At 31.5% G+C, this 17,042-nt stretch carries 14 protein-coding genes; 5 read left to right on the top strand and 9 right to left on the bottom strand.

The window, feature by feature from the left end; translation table 11 throughout:
• Nucleotides 1–85: 85 nt before the first annotated feature.
• On the top strand, nucleotides 86–1,558 hold the full coding sequence (locus MUA60_RS11230) for an ATP-binding protein (RefSeq protein WP_262648303.1): 1,473 nt from the start codon (nucleotides 86–88) through the stop codon (nucleotides 1,556–1,558).
• 34 nt (nucleotides 1,559–1,592) lie between these two features.
• Here the strand turns inward: MUA60_RS11230 and MUA60_RS11235 are convergent, their stop codons facing one another.
• The 6 genes from MUA60_RS11235 to MUA60_RS11260 all read right to left on the bottom strand — a co-directional run bounded on the left by MUA60_RS11235 (nucleotide 1,593) and on the right by MUA60_RS11260 (nucleotide 9,189).
• A complete protein-coding gene (locus MUA60_RS11235) occupies nucleotides 1,593–2,945 on the bottom strand; it encodes a TrkH family potassium uptake protein (RefSeq protein ID WP_262648304.1) in 1,353 nt (450 codons plus the stop codon).
• Nucleotides 2,946–2,962: 17 nt separating this feature from the next.
• Nucleotides 2,963–4,648 (bottom strand): S1C family serine protease, encoded by a 1,686-nt coding sequence (locus MUA60_RS11240; RefSeq protein WP_262648305.1) that lies wholly within the window; start codon nucleotides 4,646–4,648, stop codon nucleotides 2,963–2,965.
• 212 nt (nucleotides 4,649–4,860) lie between these two features.
• On the bottom strand, nucleotides 4,861–5,682 hold the full coding sequence (locus MUA60_RS11245; RefSeq protein ID WP_262648306.1) for a TerC family protein: 822 nt from the start codon (nucleotides 5,680–5,682) through the stop codon (nucleotides 4,861–4,863).
• A gap of 217 nt (nucleotides 5,683–5,899) precedes the next feature.
• Nucleotides 5,900–7,462, bottom strand: coding sequence for a peptide chain release factor 3 (locus tag MUA60_RS11250; RefSeq protein WP_262648307.1), 1,563 nt, complete (start codon nucleotides 7,460–7,462; stop codon nucleotides 5,900–5,902).
• A 13-nt stretch (nucleotides 7,463–7,475) separates the two neighbouring features.
• Nucleotides 7,476–7,715 carry a YueH family protein gene (locus MUA60_RS11255; protein WP_025905650.1) on the bottom strand — a complete coding sequence of 80 codons (240 nt, stop codon included), beginning with the start codon at nucleotides 7,713–7,715 and terminating at the stop codon, nucleotides 7,476–7,478.
• Nucleotides 7,705–9,189, bottom strand: coding sequence for a UDP-N-acetylmuramoyl-L-alanyl-D-glutamate--L-lysine ligase (locus MUA60_RS11260; protein ID WP_262648308.1), 1,485 nt, complete (start codon nucleotides 9,187–9,189; stop codon nucleotides 7,705–7,707). Before MUA60_RS11260 ends, MUA60_RS11255 begins: the two co-directional genes overlap by 11 nt.
• Nucleotides 9,190–9,316: 127 nt before the next feature.
• Between MUA60_RS11260 and MUA60_RS11265 the strand changes: the two genes are divergently transcribed.
• The 4 genes from MUA60_RS11265 to ltaA all read left to right on the top strand — a co-directional run bounded on the left by MUA60_RS11265 (nucleotide 9,317) and on the right by ltaA (nucleotide 13,685).
• On the top strand, nucleotides 9,317–10,039 hold the full coding sequence (locus tag MUA60_RS11265; protein WP_262648309.1) for an ABC transporter ATP-binding protein: 723 nt from the start codon (nucleotides 9,317–9,319) through the stop codon (nucleotides 10,037–10,039).
• Nucleotides 10,032–11,165, top strand: a complete 1,134-nt coding sequence (locus MUA60_RS11270; RefSeq protein ID WP_262648310.1) for an ABC transporter permease — start codon at nucleotides 10,032–10,034, stop codon at nucleotides 11,163–11,165. Before MUA60_RS11265 ends, MUA60_RS11270 begins: the two co-directional genes overlap by 8 nt.
• Nucleotides 11,166–11,335: 170 nt before the next feature.
• The gene (locus tag MUA60_RS11275; protein WP_262648311.1) at nucleotides 11,336–12,511 is read left to right on the top strand and encodes a diglucosyl diacylglycerol synthase; all 1,176 of its coding nucleotides are present in this window, start codon (nucleotides 11,336–11,338) and stop codon (nucleotides 12,509–12,511) included.
• Nucleotides 12,489–13,685, top strand: a complete 1,197-nt coding sequence (gene ltaA, locus MUA60_RS11280; protein ID WP_262648312.1) for a lipoteichoic acid biosynthesis MFS flippase LtaA — start codon at nucleotides 12,489–12,491, stop codon at nucleotides 13,683–13,685. The genes MUA60_RS11275 and ltaA overlap by 23 nt, the downstream gene beginning before the upstream one ends.
• Nucleotides 13,686–13,756: 71 nt before the next feature.
• Here the strand turns inward: ltaA and MUA60_RS11285 are convergent, their stop codons facing one another.
• From MUA60_RS11285 to MUA60_RS11295, 3 genes are all read right to left on the bottom strand, one after another.
• Nucleotides 13,757–14,263, bottom strand: coding sequence for a YjcG family protein (locus MUA60_RS11285; RefSeq protein WP_262648313.1), 507 nt, complete (start codon nucleotides 14,261–14,263; stop codon nucleotides 13,757–13,759).
• Nucleotides 14,264–14,298: 35 nt separating this feature from the next.
• Nucleotides 14,299–15,048, bottom strand: a complete 750-nt coding sequence (locus MUA60_RS11290; RefSeq protein WP_262648314.1) for an alpha/beta hydrolase-fold protein — start codon at nucleotides 15,046–15,048, stop codon at nucleotides 14,299–14,301.
• A 78-nt stretch (nucleotides 15,049–15,126) separates the two neighbouring features.
• Nucleotides 15,127–16,692: an alanine/glycine:cation symporter family protein gene (locus MUA60_RS11295; protein WP_262650620.1), complete on the bottom strand. Its 1,566-nt coding sequence runs from the start codon at nucleotides 16,690–16,692 to the stop codon at nucleotides 15,127–15,129.
• Nucleotides 16,693–17,042: the final 350 nt, after the last annotated feature.

The following is a 17,042-nucleotide window of genomic DNA, read 5'->3' on the forward strand; positions in this document are numbered from 1 at the left end:
GGATAGAAAATTTATTTAATATGTATTGGCAATAATTGTTAATCATAATATACTCTATTAGTAAACAATAAACTTGGAGGCAATAATGAAATCATTTAATAAATTAATCATCATTAATTTTGCTATCGCTTTAGTTATTTCATTAACTATCGGTTTTATTATAAATAAAAATTATACTAATAGAGTGAATCAAAGATTAGAAACGACAAAAGAAATTGTAAACTTAAAAATTAATACATTTATAAACGAATCAAATAGCATCTCTGAATCTTTAACGACTATTTTATCTAACAGCCGCAATGAAAAATTTATTAATCAATTTTTAAAAGATAATCACATTAGATATACTTGGATTGATCATATTTATATTTTGAATGATCAAAAACAAATTGTCTATGACTCTAAAGGCACTGATTATACCTCTCTTAAAGATTTTAACAAATATAAGTTTCATTTTCCTTTTACAGCCAATTCAAGTTTAAGTAGTGAAAATATTTCATTAAAAAATGCGAATACATTATTATTAACGAATCATTTAAAAGTTCAAAACAAAGACTACACTGTTGCTTCAGAAATCAATATGTCTTCATTCAAAAATGAAATTAATTTAATCTCTAAAAGATATCATATTCAAGTCAATGGTATCGATGGTACAAAAATTTATCAAGTTGGAAAAGAATATAAACACTCTAAATCCTTAACTTATTTATATGATCAATTACCTATCTCATTAACAATTAGCGGACAGTATAATTTTATAACGCGTATTATTTTACCGATTCTCTTAATATTTTTAGTGGTATTTTTATTATTATCTATTGTGACACTTATATTTAAAAATAGATCCGAACGATTAGAACATGAAAAAGTAATCGAACAAGCTAATAATGAAAAGCTTAGATTAATTGGTACACTCGCTGCTAATACAGCACACGAAATTAAAAATCCACTTACAAGCATTAATGGATTTATTGAACTAACGAGAATGAAATATGATAAAGATAAACAAGATCATCACTTTAATATCATTTCAGAAGAACTAGATAGAATTAACAATATCGTTACTCAATTTTTATTTTTAGGAAAGCCAACTAACCTTGCCTATTCAAATGTCGACATTAATCAATCTATCAAAGAAGTTTCTCAGTTTTTGAAATATGAACTTGAACAACATAACATAAATATTGCTTTAACATTACCTGATAGCCCTATCTATGCATTTATATCAGAAGATCAATTAAAACAAATTCTCATCAATCTTATTCAAAAGGCTAAAGATGCCTTATTAGACGTTGAACAACCAGAAATTGAAATTCAATTACAGCATACACATGCAAACCAAGCGACGATTATATTTAAAGATAACGGTGCCGGTATGTCTAAAGAGACACAACAAAAGATATTTGATCCTTTCTTTACAACGAAAGAATCTGGAAGTGGACTCGGTTTATATTTAAGTAAGAAACTCATAGAAGATTGGGAAGGTGAAATTAGCGTATTTACAAATATGACTAAAGGTACTACGTTTATGATCACCATACCTACTATAAAGCCATAATAAAAAGCAAGCGGCCCAGTCGCTTGCTTTTTATTTAACCAATTTGTATACGTTCTTTAGGATAATGGAATTTATCAGGTGTTGATTTTCCACCTAACATGACAACGAAACATAATAGTCCTACTCGACCTATAAACATCAACATCATGATGACGATTTTAGATCCTAATTGTAAGCCATCTGTAATACCCATTGATAATCCACATGTCCCAAATGCTGACATCGTTTCAAAGAATATTGATAACAAATCATGTTTCCCATCTTCAAATCGAACGACAGATAACACACCTACAAACGTAATCGCTAATGCCAGTGAAATAACTGCAAATGATCTTTGTATATCAATTGGATGTATTTCTCTATTGAAAGCTTTTATAGTTGTTCGACCATTACTAAAGTTCACTAAGTATAAGACAAGTATCGTAAATGTTGTTGTTCTTATACCACCGCCGACTGAACTAGGTGAAGATCCTATAAACATTAATCCACCTAAGAAAAAGTTGGTCGCTTCAGTAAAATGGCTAAAATCTATAGTTGATAGTCCAGCACTTCTTGTAGATGATGATTGGAACATTGCATAGAATAAAGCTTTATGCCACGAAATATCTTTAAATGCATTTGAAAATTCAAATAAATAAATGACGATTGTACCGAGTAAAAATAAAAATAAATAAGTCGCACTCGCAATTTTAGTGAATAGCGAGAATCTAAAGTTAGGGATTGTATTTTTCATGTATGTTTTGACTTCAATCAATACAGGGAAACCAATTGCACCTAACATAATAAGTAACATAATGATTGTTTGAACGAAATAATCATTCGCATATGGTGCTAATGAATCACCTGTAATATCTAATCCACCGTTAGTAGTTGCTGAAATAGATGCAAATATACCGTGATGTATTGCTTCTTTTACCGATCCAATATCTTTATAGAAATAAAATGATAACAATATCGCACCAATAACTTCAATCATTAAAATTGTTCTCACAATATCTAATATTAACTTAACGACACCATTCATAGCGTTTGAATTACTATCTAACATAATTAATTGGCGTTCACGTAAACCGATATGTTTACCTAAAATGACCCAAAGTAAAGTACCAATAGCCATTACACCTATACCACCGATATTAAGTATAATCAGGATGATAGCTTGTCCAAATATGGTAAATGTATCTTCAATCGTAACAGGGGTTAAACCCGTTACGCTGACACCTGATACAGCAACAAATAATGTATCGACTGGTGCGATTTTAACACCAGGTTTAACAACATAAGGTAAATTTAATAATAAAAAGGCGACAATAATTGCGCCCAAATAATATAATACGATACCCTGTTGTGGAGTCATTTTTTGAAAAAAGTATTTTATAATGGACACAAATTGTCACCTCTATCTTATTTCAATGTTAATTTTTTCGTAATTTCTTTTCCATCTCGGATAAGCTTCAAGTTAACACTGTCGCCTTTTTTATGATTATTATATAATTCTTTTCTAAATTCAAGATTATTTTCAATTTTTGTATCGTTAATACCAACGATTACATCATTAAGTTTAACGCCAGCTTTGTCAGCATTACCATCTTTTGTAACACCTGTAATTGCCATTCCTGATTTATATTTATCAGGTAAAGATATTTGTGACTTTTCGCTATCACTCATTTTAGAATAGTTTTGAGCCATAATACCTAATTCCGGACGTTCAATTTTACCATTTTTCTCTAATTTATTAATGTAGTCAGTAGCGTCATTTGATGGAATTGCAAAAGCCATACCTTCTACATTAGGCATATCAATTTTCAACGATACAATACCAATCAAATTACCTTGTGAGTCTAATATAGGACCGCCTGAGTTACCAGGATTGACTGCAGCATCTGTTTGAATAGCTTTAATTTCCCAATCATACTCGTCATCGCCATTAAAATCAACAGGAACTTTTCTATCTAGTCCAGAAACTACACCTGAAGAAATACTATTTTGGAATTCAGCGCCTAACGGACTTCCTATTACAATAGCTGTTTCACCTAAAATTAAATTGTCTGAGTCCACAAATTTAATAGGTTTAAAATCTTCAGTTTTTTCAATTGGAATTGTTAAGACTGCTATATCAGACCATTGATCTGATCCTAATACTTTACCATCATACTTTTTACCATTTGCTGTTGTAATAATTGGTTTCTTATCACTTGATACAACATGTGCATTTGTTACTATGTATGCTTTTTTATTTTCAACTTTGTATACGACGCCTGAACCGACGCCGCTATTTTCTTCTTTTTCCTTCGCTGAAGATTCTTTCTTACTAGATACATCTGAATCTTCATGAGATACACCTACGACTGAGTTTTTAGATTTCTCTACAGCTTCCATAACATTCGTAATAGGCTTTTGAAATCCTTTTTGAGATTGTTTTTCTTCAATCGATTTTCTACTTTCGTTAGGAGGATTTACATTTTGGAATATACTCCATACTAAAATAAATATTAATATGATTGCTAAAATAATCGCAATGATTGGCCAATGCTTTTCTATTTTAGTTAAAAATTTATTAAGAAAACTATTTTTATTTTGAGATTTTTGTTCTACTTTTTCATCATGTCTTGCACCGAGCTGCTTATTTATTTCAAAGTCATTATCTTTAGAAAAAGCTTTTTCTGTTTCTGCCTGTTTTTGTTCACTTACTTTTTCATATTTAATCTCTTCAGGTTCTTCCTCTGAGTTTATTATGCTATCTTTATTGTTTGTTTGAACTTCATCATTATGTAATACTTCATCTTGTGCACTATGTTCTTGATGTGTTTCAGCAAGTCGGTCATCATCTAAATCAATTGTTGGATGTGATTTTGATTCTTCTTCCTGTTTTTTAATTTCTTCTTTCGTTAATTTTTCAATACGTGCTTTTTGCATATTTTCTTTAACACGTAATTCATTTTTCTTTTGAAGTTCTCGTTCATTAGCTTTTTTTATTTCATATTCTTTTTTCTCTTGTTCGATTCTTTTTTCACGTTCTTCGTTATGAAAAAATTCACGTCGCTGTCTCTTATATTCATTTCTAGGAATGACATGCTTTTTTCGTGACATTTATTGCCCTCCTCAATCTAAACACTTAATGTATCTATTATGCCATATAATACTAAATTTATTAACATAAAACCATTGTAATTCTCAATATTATACACCTATTTTTACATATATTTACGAATTCATTCAATATGGTTTGTTCAATTAAAAAAAGATAAAAAAACACTCACAAAGTCAACAATAAACTTTGTGAGTGTTTTGCTTAATAAATATTAATTTGATGTCTTTTTATTATTACGTACTGAAGTGATCCAACCAATAATAACGAGTAATAATAAAACTGACCAGAATATAGATTGCCATAGTATGCCATGAGGGAAATCATGTGGTAATACACCAATTTCATCATGTGCCAATACGATAACAAACAGTTTAATACCTACCCAACCTACAATACCAAATGCTGCTGCTTCTAAGTTTGGATATTTATTTAATAATTCTACAAAGTATGTTGCTGCGAATCTCATAATAATAACACCAATCATACCACCGACAAACATAACACCGAATTGACCAGCATCCATACCACCAAAGTGGATACCCATTGCCGGCAATGTTACTGCGATAGCAAATGCTGCTAACATTGAATCAATTGCAAATGCGATATCTGCAAATTCTACTTTGAGTACAGTCAACCAGAAATTCTTTTTCAATTTATGATGACCATGTCCATCTGAAGGAAATTCTGATTCAGGGAAATCATCTTTAGCTTCTACGTCATCTGGCGTCTTGAGCTCTTCACCTTTATGCTTTTTAAAGTCTATCAAGTTCTTAATGGACATATAAATTAAGTACAATGCCCCTGCCGCTTGAATTGGCCAGAAGTTTGCTAAGAAACTAATTAAGAATAATGATAAGAAACGAAATACAAAGGCACCTAATAATCCATAGAATAATGCTTTTTTCCTTAAATCTTCTGGTAAATGTTTGACCATTACGGCCATAACAACAGCATTATCTGCTGCTAATAATCCTTCAAGAAAAATTAAAACAATTAATACCCAGCCGTAACTGATTAACAAACTCGGATCCATCTATTCACACTCCATTCTTTTTATAAAAAACAAAAGAGACCATGCCTAATAAAAGGCAAAGGTCTCACTTAACATTTATGTGATGTCCATATTACCGGAAACTTGCGCTTCGTAATGACGATAATATGCTAGAATTTTTAAGTTCTAAAGTTACTCCCCTTCGACAAAGTCGTAGGTCTATTTAGTTTTACTTAATTATTATACAATGTTTTGTTCATTATAACAAACTAAATAATTTAATTTCTGGGAATTTATCTTCAAACCATCTTGTAGCAAATTCATTTTCAAATAAAAATACATATTGATCATAGCGGTCTTTAACTAAAATAGATCGACTTGAATTCATATTGTCCGTAATATCTTTTTCATTTTCAATCCATCTTGCTATTTTCTTACCGACTTGTTCCATAACAACATCAACATTATATTCATTTTTCATACGATGCTCGAATACTTCAAATTGTAATTGTCCAACTGCACCTAATATGATTTGATTCGTGTGCAACGTCTTATAAAGTTGAATTGCACCTTCTTGAACTAATTGTTCAATCCCTTTATGGAAATGTTTCTGTTTCATAACGTTTTTAGCGCTAACTTTCATAAATATTTCAGGTGTAAATTGTGGTAATGATTCAAAATGGAATTTCTGGTTACCGCCGACAAGCGTGTCACCAATTTGGTAATTTCCAGTGTCATATAACCCAATAATATCACCACTAACAGCATGGTTTACAGTTTGCGTATCATCTGCCATAAATGAAGTTGAACGCGTAATTTTTTGTTTTTTCTTATTGCGTTGAAGTGTCACATCCATACCTCTTTCGAATGCGCCACTTACGACTCTCATAAATGCGATTCTATCTCTATGTCTTGGATCCATATTTGCTTGTATCTTAAAGATAAATCCTGAGAAGTCTGGATCGAACGGATCCACAACATCACCTTCTTCAGTCTTGCGTCCACTAGGCATTGGTGCATAATCAACATACGCATTAAGGAAGTTTTGTACACCGAAATTCGCTAATGCTGAACCGAAGAATACTGGTGTTAACTCTCCAGCTAGCAATAATTCTTCATCAAATTGTTCACCGACTTCATCAACAAGCATTAACTCATCAATTGCTTGAGCAAATTGTGAATCATTTTTGATAGGATGATCTTCTTCTAATTCATAGTCATCATTTAAATGTAAAACATTCTCTTCATCTCTAAATGGCTCAATTGTTTTATCGGATCTATCAATAATTCCGAAGAAATTTTGTCCCATTCCAATTGGCCAGTTCATAGGATAAGTTTCTATTTCTAATGTTTTCTCAATTTCTTCTAAAAGTTCAAAAGGTTCTTTACCCATTCTGTCTAATTTGTTGATAAATGTAAAAATAGGAATACCTCTCATTTTACATACTTTAAACAATTTCAACGTTTGTGGTTCGATACCTTTCGCACAGTCAATAACCATTACGGCACTGTCTACAGCCATTAATGTTCTATACGTATCTTCAGAAAAGTCTTCGTGTCCTGGTGTATCTAATATATTAATGTTGTAATGATCATAATCAAATTGCATAACTGAACTTGTAACAGAAATACCACGTTCTTGTTCCACTTTCATCCAGTCACTTGTCGCAAACTCCCCTGTCTTTTTACCTTTAACGGTACCTGCTTGTCTAATCGCACCACCAAAAAGTAATAATTTTTCAGTTAATGTTGTTTTACCAGCATCTGGGTGGGATATAATCGCAAATGTCTTTCTACTTTCTACTTCTTGTTTAATCGTCACAATTCATTTCTCCTTATAATTCGGATGTCCATTGGCTAATTCTATTTGCTAATTCATTTGCTTCATCTTCATCAAGTACATTAAACAAATGCAAGTATAAATGCTCAATTAAAGATTCTCCGTATAAATCGTAATCTACTTCAATAGACCAAAATAAATCCGGAATTGAAATCACAAAATATTCTTCTTTTTTATTTTCATATATATACACTTTACAATTTAAGTTTTGCGAATGACTTTCTCTAATCTTCACTTGGCTTTCCTCCATACTTTTCATATGCTGCCTCTAAACCGATTAAATCATCTCTATGAGGCACTTTGATATGTCCAGGCATGATTTGATATGGTTCTCTCCCTTTAGATGCGAGTATAACTGTATCACCTGGCTCAGAAATTTCTATTGCATGTTTAATGCCTTCTGCTCTATCTTCAAATTCTACATAATTATTATGTGTCGCTCCTTTAGCTAATTCTGCTGTTAACATTTTCGGATCATCATTTGCAGGATTATCTGGTGTGAATATCACATAATCTGCTCGACAACTTATTTTACCCATTTCTGGTGTTTTTGTTAAGTCTCTTTCTCCTGCCATACCAACTAAGAATATTAATTTTTGTTTTACAAATGGTTTCACTGCATCTATTAATTTATCCATTCCATCTGGTGTATGTGCATAATCAATAATTAAATCTATTGGTAAGTTTCTATCTAATACCTCTAAACGTCCTTCAACTGCAGGCATATTTTCAACAGCTTCAGTTATGTCGTTTAATTCATAACCTTGTGCCCACAAACTTATAATGCTCGCTAATAAATTAAGGACATTAAATTTACCTAAATAAGGTGATTGTACTTTGTAAGAACCAAACGGTGTTTCAAGTGTAAAACGCACACCGCTGATAGATTCTTCTATATCTTTAGCCATAAAGTCTGCTTCGTGATCTATACCATATGTAAATATTTCGAATGGTGATACAGGTATTAATTCTTTTATATATGGATCATCTGCATTCAATATGACATATTTGTCTTTTCTGTAGTCTTGACCTAATTGACTAAATAATAATGACTTAGCATGTCCATAAGCTTCCATCGTACCATGAAAATCTAAATGATCTTGTGTTAAATTTGAAAAAATAGCGATATCAAATTCTAAACCTCGAAGTCTGCCGATAACTAACCCGTGACTTGAGACTTCAAATGTCATACTCTCACATTCTTTATCAACCGCTTCAACAATATGTTTCGTTAAAGTAACGGTTTCTGGAGTCGTATTAACACCTTTTGTAACTGTTTCATTAATTTGAAAACCGTTTGTACCTAAATAAGCACTATTTTTTCCTAAACCTCTCGTTAAATGATGAATCATTGTCGCAATTGTCGTCTTACCATTTGTACCCGTTACACCAATCGTCGTTAATTTTTGACTTGGAAAATCAAACAATACATGACTAAAGATACTTGCCACTTTCAATGTATCCTTAACCACAATTAATAATACATCCTCATTTAATTCTACGTAACGGTCACTCACAATGACGCTACATCCTTGCTCTATTACGTTCGGTATAAATTTATGACTATCTACTGTATAACCTTTTGATGCCACAAATATAGAGCCTTCTTGAGCATTTCTTGAATCCGTCGTAATATCATGAACTTCTTGGTCAATTTGACCGTAAGTTTGTTTAATTTTTATTTTATTTAATAACGTTTTAACATTCATCGTTATTGCTCCTTTATTTTCAATAGGTCTATTATACACTTTCTTAAGTTGATTTTATAGCTTAGACTATAAGTATAAACAATTATAAAATGAGTGAGCGTTTACTTTAACATAAAGGGGTGCTTTTATGATTAATATTCAATCCATTACAAAATCTTATGGAAAAGCAGTTATTTTAAAAGATGTAACAACTCAATTTGAACCTGGTTTAATAACAGGTTTAATTGGCCCATCAGGTGCAGACAAGACGACTTTGATCAAATGTATTTTAGGCATGACAACTATGAATTCTGGTACAATTTCGATTAATGGAAATCGTATACCTAACAGAGAAATTTTAAGGTCTATTGGTTATATGTCTCAAAGTGATGCATTATTCGATGATTTAACCGCTGTTGAAAATTTAAAATTCTTTGCGAAATTATATATTCATAAAGCACATAAATTGGATATCAACGAACAAATAAAACGAACACTGGAAATTGTTAACTTAACACACGAAAAACATAAAAAAGTTAAGGCATTTTCCGGAGGTATGAAACGTAGATTATCACTTGCAATTAGTATGATTCAAAATCCAGACATATTGATTTTAGATGAGCCAACAGTTGGCATCGACCCTAGATTAAGAAAATCAATATGGAATGATTTGTTTCAATTTAGAGATGAGGGCAAGACCATTCTTATCACAACACATGTATTAGATGAAGCTGATAAATGTGATCGTTTATTACTAATGAGAGAAGGACAAATTATTTCATATGGTACGCCTAATGAAATTAAATCATCGTTTAATGTAAATACGATTGAAGATGTCTTCTTAGCGTTAGGAGATGGTACACATGATTAATATTGCCACGCGTATTTTAAAACAAGTTATAAGAGATAAACGGACCCTTATGCTCTTACTCGTTGCACCGTTATTAATAATGACGTTGATTTATTTTTTATTTAATTATTCTGATGAGTCAACTGATTTAAAAGTGGGTACTTATCAAGTAAACGATCAAATCATTTCAAGCCTCAAAAAACAAGATATTAATATTCAAAAGTATTCAAACCAACAAGATTTAAAACATAAATTTAAAGAGGATCATTTAGATGGTTTTCTATCATTAAACGATAACAAACTAGATGTAACCTACGAAAATACTGACCCAAGCAAAACGAGTCAATTAAAGTTAACCATCAATAAATTAGTCATTATGCAAAGTACAAAGCAGTTGTCATCTGTCGTTAATCAACAAGGAAAAATCATTCAGTCCATAACTCAACAACTGCCAGCAGCCGAAAAGTCTCAAGTTTCGGCTAAATACCCAACTCATATAACAAAATTAGATGCCAAAGAACATTATTTACATGGTGATAAAGATACAAATTATTTTGATACAATAACCCCTATTTTAATCGCATTTTTCGTATTCTTCTTTACATTCTTAATTTCAGGTATTTCATTACTTAAAGAAAGAACATCTGGAACTTTAGAAAGAACATTATCATCACCTATTAAAAAATATGAAATTATTTTAGGTTATATAATAGGTTATGGTACATTTGCCATCATACAAACAACTTTGATTGTTTTATATGCTATTTATGTATTACAAATGGTTTCAGAAGGCAACATATTATTAGTATTTGTTACGAATGTACTCGTATCATTTATAGCACTTACGCTAGGTTTATTGTTATCGACATTCGCATCATCAGAATTTCAAATGATTCAATTTATTCCTTTAGTTGTGATTCCTCAAGTATTTTTTGCAGGTATCATTCCAGTGGAAAGCATGCATAAAGTACTCGTATATATCGCACATATCATGCCGTTATACTATGCTGGTGATACTATTCAAAATGTTATGCTAAGAGGTTATCACTTATCAGATATTTATATAAATTGGCTTATACTATTAGGTATATTCTTATTACTGTTAGTATTAAATATGATTGGTATGAATCGATACAGAAAAGTTTAACTAAATCCCATGCATAATGACGTATAATTTGTTAAATATCTCCAACTAAAACATTGATATAGTATAAAGTTTTTATATTATTTTCGTAATTATAGGCAATATCTTTTCACAAAATAGTGAAAATGCGTTAAACTATCATAGAAATTAAATACAAATACGGAGTGTGGCTAATGGTTTCTCAAAACAAAAAATTATTGATTATTACAGGTTCTTTCGGTAATGGTCATTTACAAGTTACGAATAGTATTGTGAAACAATTTAGTGAAATGAATTTAAATCATTTAACTGTTATTGAGCATGATTTATTTTTGGAAGCACACCCTATTATGACTTCAATTGCGAAACAATGGTATATAAACAGCTTTAAGTATTTCAGAAATATGTATAAGTTCTTCTACTATAGTAGACCTGAACAAATTGATAAATGTTTCTATAAATACTATGGATTAAATAAATTATTAAATTTACTTATAAAAGAAAAGCCTGATTTGATTTTGTTAACTTTTCCGACACCAGTCGTATCTGTGTTAACGGAACAATTCAATTTAAATATACCTATCGCTACAGTTATGACGGACTATCGTTTACACAAGAACTGGGTAACACCACACTCAAATAGATACTATGTTGCTACGAAAGATTTGAAAAATGAAATTGAATCTATCGGAGTAGAAAGCGATGCAATCAAAGTAACAGGCATACCTATTTCGAAACAATTTGAGCAACCAATCGACCGATATCATTGGTTAACGAAACATAAATTAGATCCAGACAAGAAGGTTATTTTAATGTCTGCTGGTGCTTTCGGTGTATCAACAGGTTTTTCAACGATGATTAGTAAAATAGATATGTACGCTAAAGATGCTCAAGTTGTCATGATTTGTGGTAACAGTAAAAGCTTAAAAAATGAACTTAGATATCATTTTAAAGATAATGATAATGTGTTGATACTCGGTTATACGAAACATATGAATGAATGGATGGCATCTAGCCAACTCATGATTACTAAACCAGGTGGTATCACTATTTCTGAAGCATTCTCAAGACATTTACCTCTGATATTCTTAAATCCAGCACCTGGACAAGAATTAGAAAATGCTGAGTATTTCGCACGAAAAGGATACGGTAAAATAGCACACACACCAGAAGAAGCGACTAAACTGGTTATTTCACTTATGAACCAACCATCTAGACTAAAAGAAATGACACAATTACTTGAAGAAAACTATATTGAAAAATCAACAGAAAATATTTGCAAAGACTTACTTTCATTATTAAGTGATTCACTTTCTTATAATGAAGTTTATGGAAAGGTTCCTATGTATGCCAAATACTTCATCAGATAAAACATTTCATAAAAAAGATTTTCGGTTAATGCTCATCATATTATTTATGATGGAATTTGCGAGAGGAATGTACATTTTAAGTTATTTACCAATTCTACCAACAACCACTGCTAAAGTGACTGTTGGTATTACTTCTTTAGCGATTTCTTTACATTTCATCAGTGATGCATTAACCAATTTCGTAATAGGTTTTCTTCTAAAACGATTTTGTCCAACTGTTATATTAACGTGTGGATTTATATTAGCTTTTTCAAGTTTAGCACTCATTATTTTCATACCGTCACCTATCGTATTTATTTTAAGTGCCATATTGTTAGGTATCGCGGTCAGTCCAATTTGGGTCATTATGTTATCTAGTGTGAATGAAGCATCTAGAGGTAAACAAATGGGATATGTTTATTTCAGTTGGTTAGTTGGTTTATTATCAGGTATGATCTTCATGAACTTACTATTTAAACTACATCCTACTCGATTTACATTTATGATGGCGCTATGTGTACTCATTGCATGGATATTATTCTATTTCGTTAAAGTACAATTAACAAATTATGAAAGTAAATCAGTTAAAAAACAACTACGCGAAATCGTACAAGTGACAAGAAGACATTTATTGCTATTTCCAGGTATCTTTTTACAAGGTTCTGCAATCGGCATGCTTGTCCCTATATTGCCAACATACGCAACAAAGCATATGGGTGTTACGACATTAGAATATACACTTTTACTCATTGTCGGCGGTATTGGATGTACCATTTCGATGTTATTCTTTTCTAAATTGATGGACAAACATTCTAAAGCATTTACACATCTTGTCATTTTTGTAGGATTTTTAGCATATAGCTCATTTATATTTGGCTTAACGGTCTTAACACAATTATTTATTGTTCTATTGATTGCTCTACTTATTGGTACAATTTATGGATTACTCTTACCAGCATGGAATACATTTATGGCTGGTCACATTCATAACAAAGTACAAGAAGAAACATGGGGTGTATTCAATAGCGTTCAAGGATTTGGAACAATGATTGGCCCAGTATTAGGAGGCTTAATATCTGAAGTATTTAGAGATGTGTATTATACAATTTATGCATCAAGTATTATGTTCTTATTCTTAGCATTATTCTATGGCACATTCTTTATCATTAATTATAGAAAAAGAAAATCAGCATAAAATAAATAAGGAAGCAGAAGGTATTAAATCCATACCTTCTGCTTCCTTATTTATATGAGATAAATGTCGATTTATCCTAGTGTATATGAAGCTTCTTCAGACCATGTTTTGTCGTCATTTTGCTTCATAAGTTTAATTGTATCAATTGTTTCTGAATGATCTATACCAGCCATTCTTACTTGACCATAAATATCTTCAAATTCTTGGCTTGAAAGACCTTGTGCAATTGTAAAGTGTGGTACGAATGGATGTGTACTCTCACCATAGAATGCTTCATTATTAAATTTACTAAATAAAGATTCTAATTCATCCGTTTTAGTCACTTTAAAATAAATAACATTTTTAGTAGGTGCAAAGCTAGATGCTTTAGACACTTGAATATTTATTGGTTCAAATTCTTTAGCTGTTTCCTCTAATTGTGATTTCACTTCATTTAGTTTACTATCTTCAATTTCAAATTTCTCTTTAATTGTAATATGTGGTGCAATTAACGCATAGTGTTTGTCATATCTTTTACGATAAGCATTCACTTGTTCTTGGAATGGTTTAGACGGAATAAGTACGATGCCTAATTTCATAATGATACTTCCTCCTTTGTTTTTCTACATTATTATTATATCAAATTTTTTTGATTTTGATGACTTAAAAAGTAACTTAACATATTTGGTAATTCAGGCTTCCATGTTTTCCATGTATGTCCACCATCTAATTCAGTGTATTCATAAGTTAAATCTTCTTGTTTAACGCGTTCACTGAATGCTCGATTCGGTGTTAAAAAGTCTGCCATATCTCCACTTATAAGTTTGAAAGAATCTTCTTCTTTACCTATATAATGTTTGATTGTTAATAGATGTTTAGACGAGCAATTGTTAAATACTTCTATAACTGTATCGTTGATCATTGGACTGAACAGACCTGCTTGACTAAAATGATGTGGGTATTCTAAACATGTCATTAAAGCGATACTTGCTGCTAGACTATCGCCTAGTAACATTCTTGCATTACCTACTTTCAAAGTTGAGAATGTTTTATCAATATAAGGACATAGCTCTTTCACCACAAATTGTGACGTTTCTTTTCGGTATTCTCCATCGGGATGGAATTCTGTTCTTCTCTTATCTACATCTTCATAGTGAACACCGACAATGATTGCCCTTTCTATTTCATCATTTGTTCTTAATTTCTCGTATGCGCGATGAATTTGACCAAATTGGAAAAAGTCCCTACCGTCAAACGTAATGATCACATGATGTTTATATAGATCTGTATAGTCTTTAGGTAAGTAAATTGAGATTGTCACTTCCCTTTTTAAAAATTTACTTTCGAGTTTAATTTGGTCAACAAGACCTATTTTTTTATCCATAAAGAACACTCCCAACTGTACATATAATATTATTGTACAGTAGAGAGCGTATATTTGAAAGCGTTTGATATTGTTTAATTATTTATCATCTAAGTTAAACTCTTTTAAACGTTTAGGATAATCTTCATGCCAGAATTTTGCTGTTGGCACTTCATCTGGGCCTGGTTTAAAAATTGCATAATAACCAGATCCTTTTTGTTTTTTCTGAATTTCAAAGTCTCGTAATGCTCTTAAGGCCGGTTTATGGAGTATCCAAATTGCAATGATATTTAACCATGCCATCATACCTACACCTAAGTCACCCATCGCCCATGCAACATCAGCTGTTTTAACACATCCGTATATTGTGGCACCGATGAGGATTAACCGTACTAATATAATCCATATCTTCTGTTTATCGGACGGTATGATATAACTTACGTTAGTCTCTGCAATATAATAGTACGCCAGTATCGTTGTAAATGCGAAGAAGAATAATGCTATGGCAATAAAGTAAGAACCGAAACCTGAGTACACTGGATCAAACGTGTAGTTATCTCCAGAAAATGCTTTGTCAATCCCTGCTTGAACATACATCGCTGTACCTGATACGTCTTTACTACCATCTGGGCCTTGTACATAAATACCATTGTCATGAATTAAATGAGGTGAACCATCTTTATTTGTTCCACCGTCTGTTGTATTAAATGTACCTGACATTAAAATCATTAATGCTGTAGCTGTACATACTAATAAAGTATCTACATAAACTGAGAATGCTTGTACAAGTCCTTGTTTAGCTGGATGTGATACTTCTGCAGCGGCAGCAGCATGTGGTCCAGTACCTTGACCTGCTTCGTTTGAATAAAGTCCACGTTTAACACCAATTTCAATCATCGCACCGAATATACCACCAAATGCAGCTTCAACACCAAATGCAGATTTGAAAATTAAACCAATTAAAGCTGGAACTTCTTGAATATTTAATATAATGATAACAACTGCTAAACCTATGTAAACAATAGCCATAAAAGGTACAACGGCTGTCGCAACATTTGCAATTGCTTTAATACCACCGAAAATGATAAGTACTAATAATACAGCTAATACTATAGCAATAATCCAAGGATTTAATCCAAATGCATTTTTCATTGAAGAAGCAATGGCATTTGATTGAACACCTGGAAGTAATAGACCTACAGATAGTACTGTTACAAGTGCAAATATAATTGCATATATTTTACCAGCTTTACCTTTTATACCTGATTCTATGTAGTATGCTGGTCCACCACGATATTGACCATTAATTTCTCTTTTATAAATTTGACCAAGTGTTGATTCGATAAATGCCGAACTCGCACCTAGAAACGCTGTAGCCCACATCCAGAATACTGCACCAGGACCACCGATAAAGATTGCTGTTGAAACACCAACAATATTACCTGTACCAACACGACCTGCTAATGATACTGCGATTGCTTGGAAAGAAGAAATACCCGTTGGTGATTTTTCCCCTTGAAACATTAATCGTATCATTTCTTTAAAGTGCCTGACTTGGAAGAACCTCATCATAAATGAAAATAAAACACCAGTCAGTAAAAGACCATATACTAACGCTTTACTCCATACAATCTCATTCGCAAAGCTAACAATAGATTCCATAATTAATCTCCCCTTTGTTGTAAGCCTTAAGATAACCCCATGTTCAGAAAATTTCGAAATTACCTTGTTATGATTATACCATGTATAAATACACAATCAATATTTTTTTGAAATGAACATAACATTAATTGTAAGCGCTTACTATATTGTTAAAAAGCTTTCTCGAAATAATAAGTGTAAAATCTTACAGACGCTTATATTCACAATTACTTAATAATTATTCTAATCCGTACAACTTAAAATAATATATAAAAATATAAACTTTCAAACAATACACGAATTCTAGAAACTATTTTATTTATCATTGTTAATTCTGTAATTTCGCTTATAATATAAAAGTATGAGAAAGTTTG

Origin of the sequence: Mammaliicoccus sciuri (assembly GCF_025561425.1) — a bacterium.
Taxonomy (GTDB): domain Bacteria; phylum Bacillota; class Bacilli; order Staphylococcales; family Staphylococcaceae; genus Mammaliicoccus; species Mammaliicoccus sciuri_A.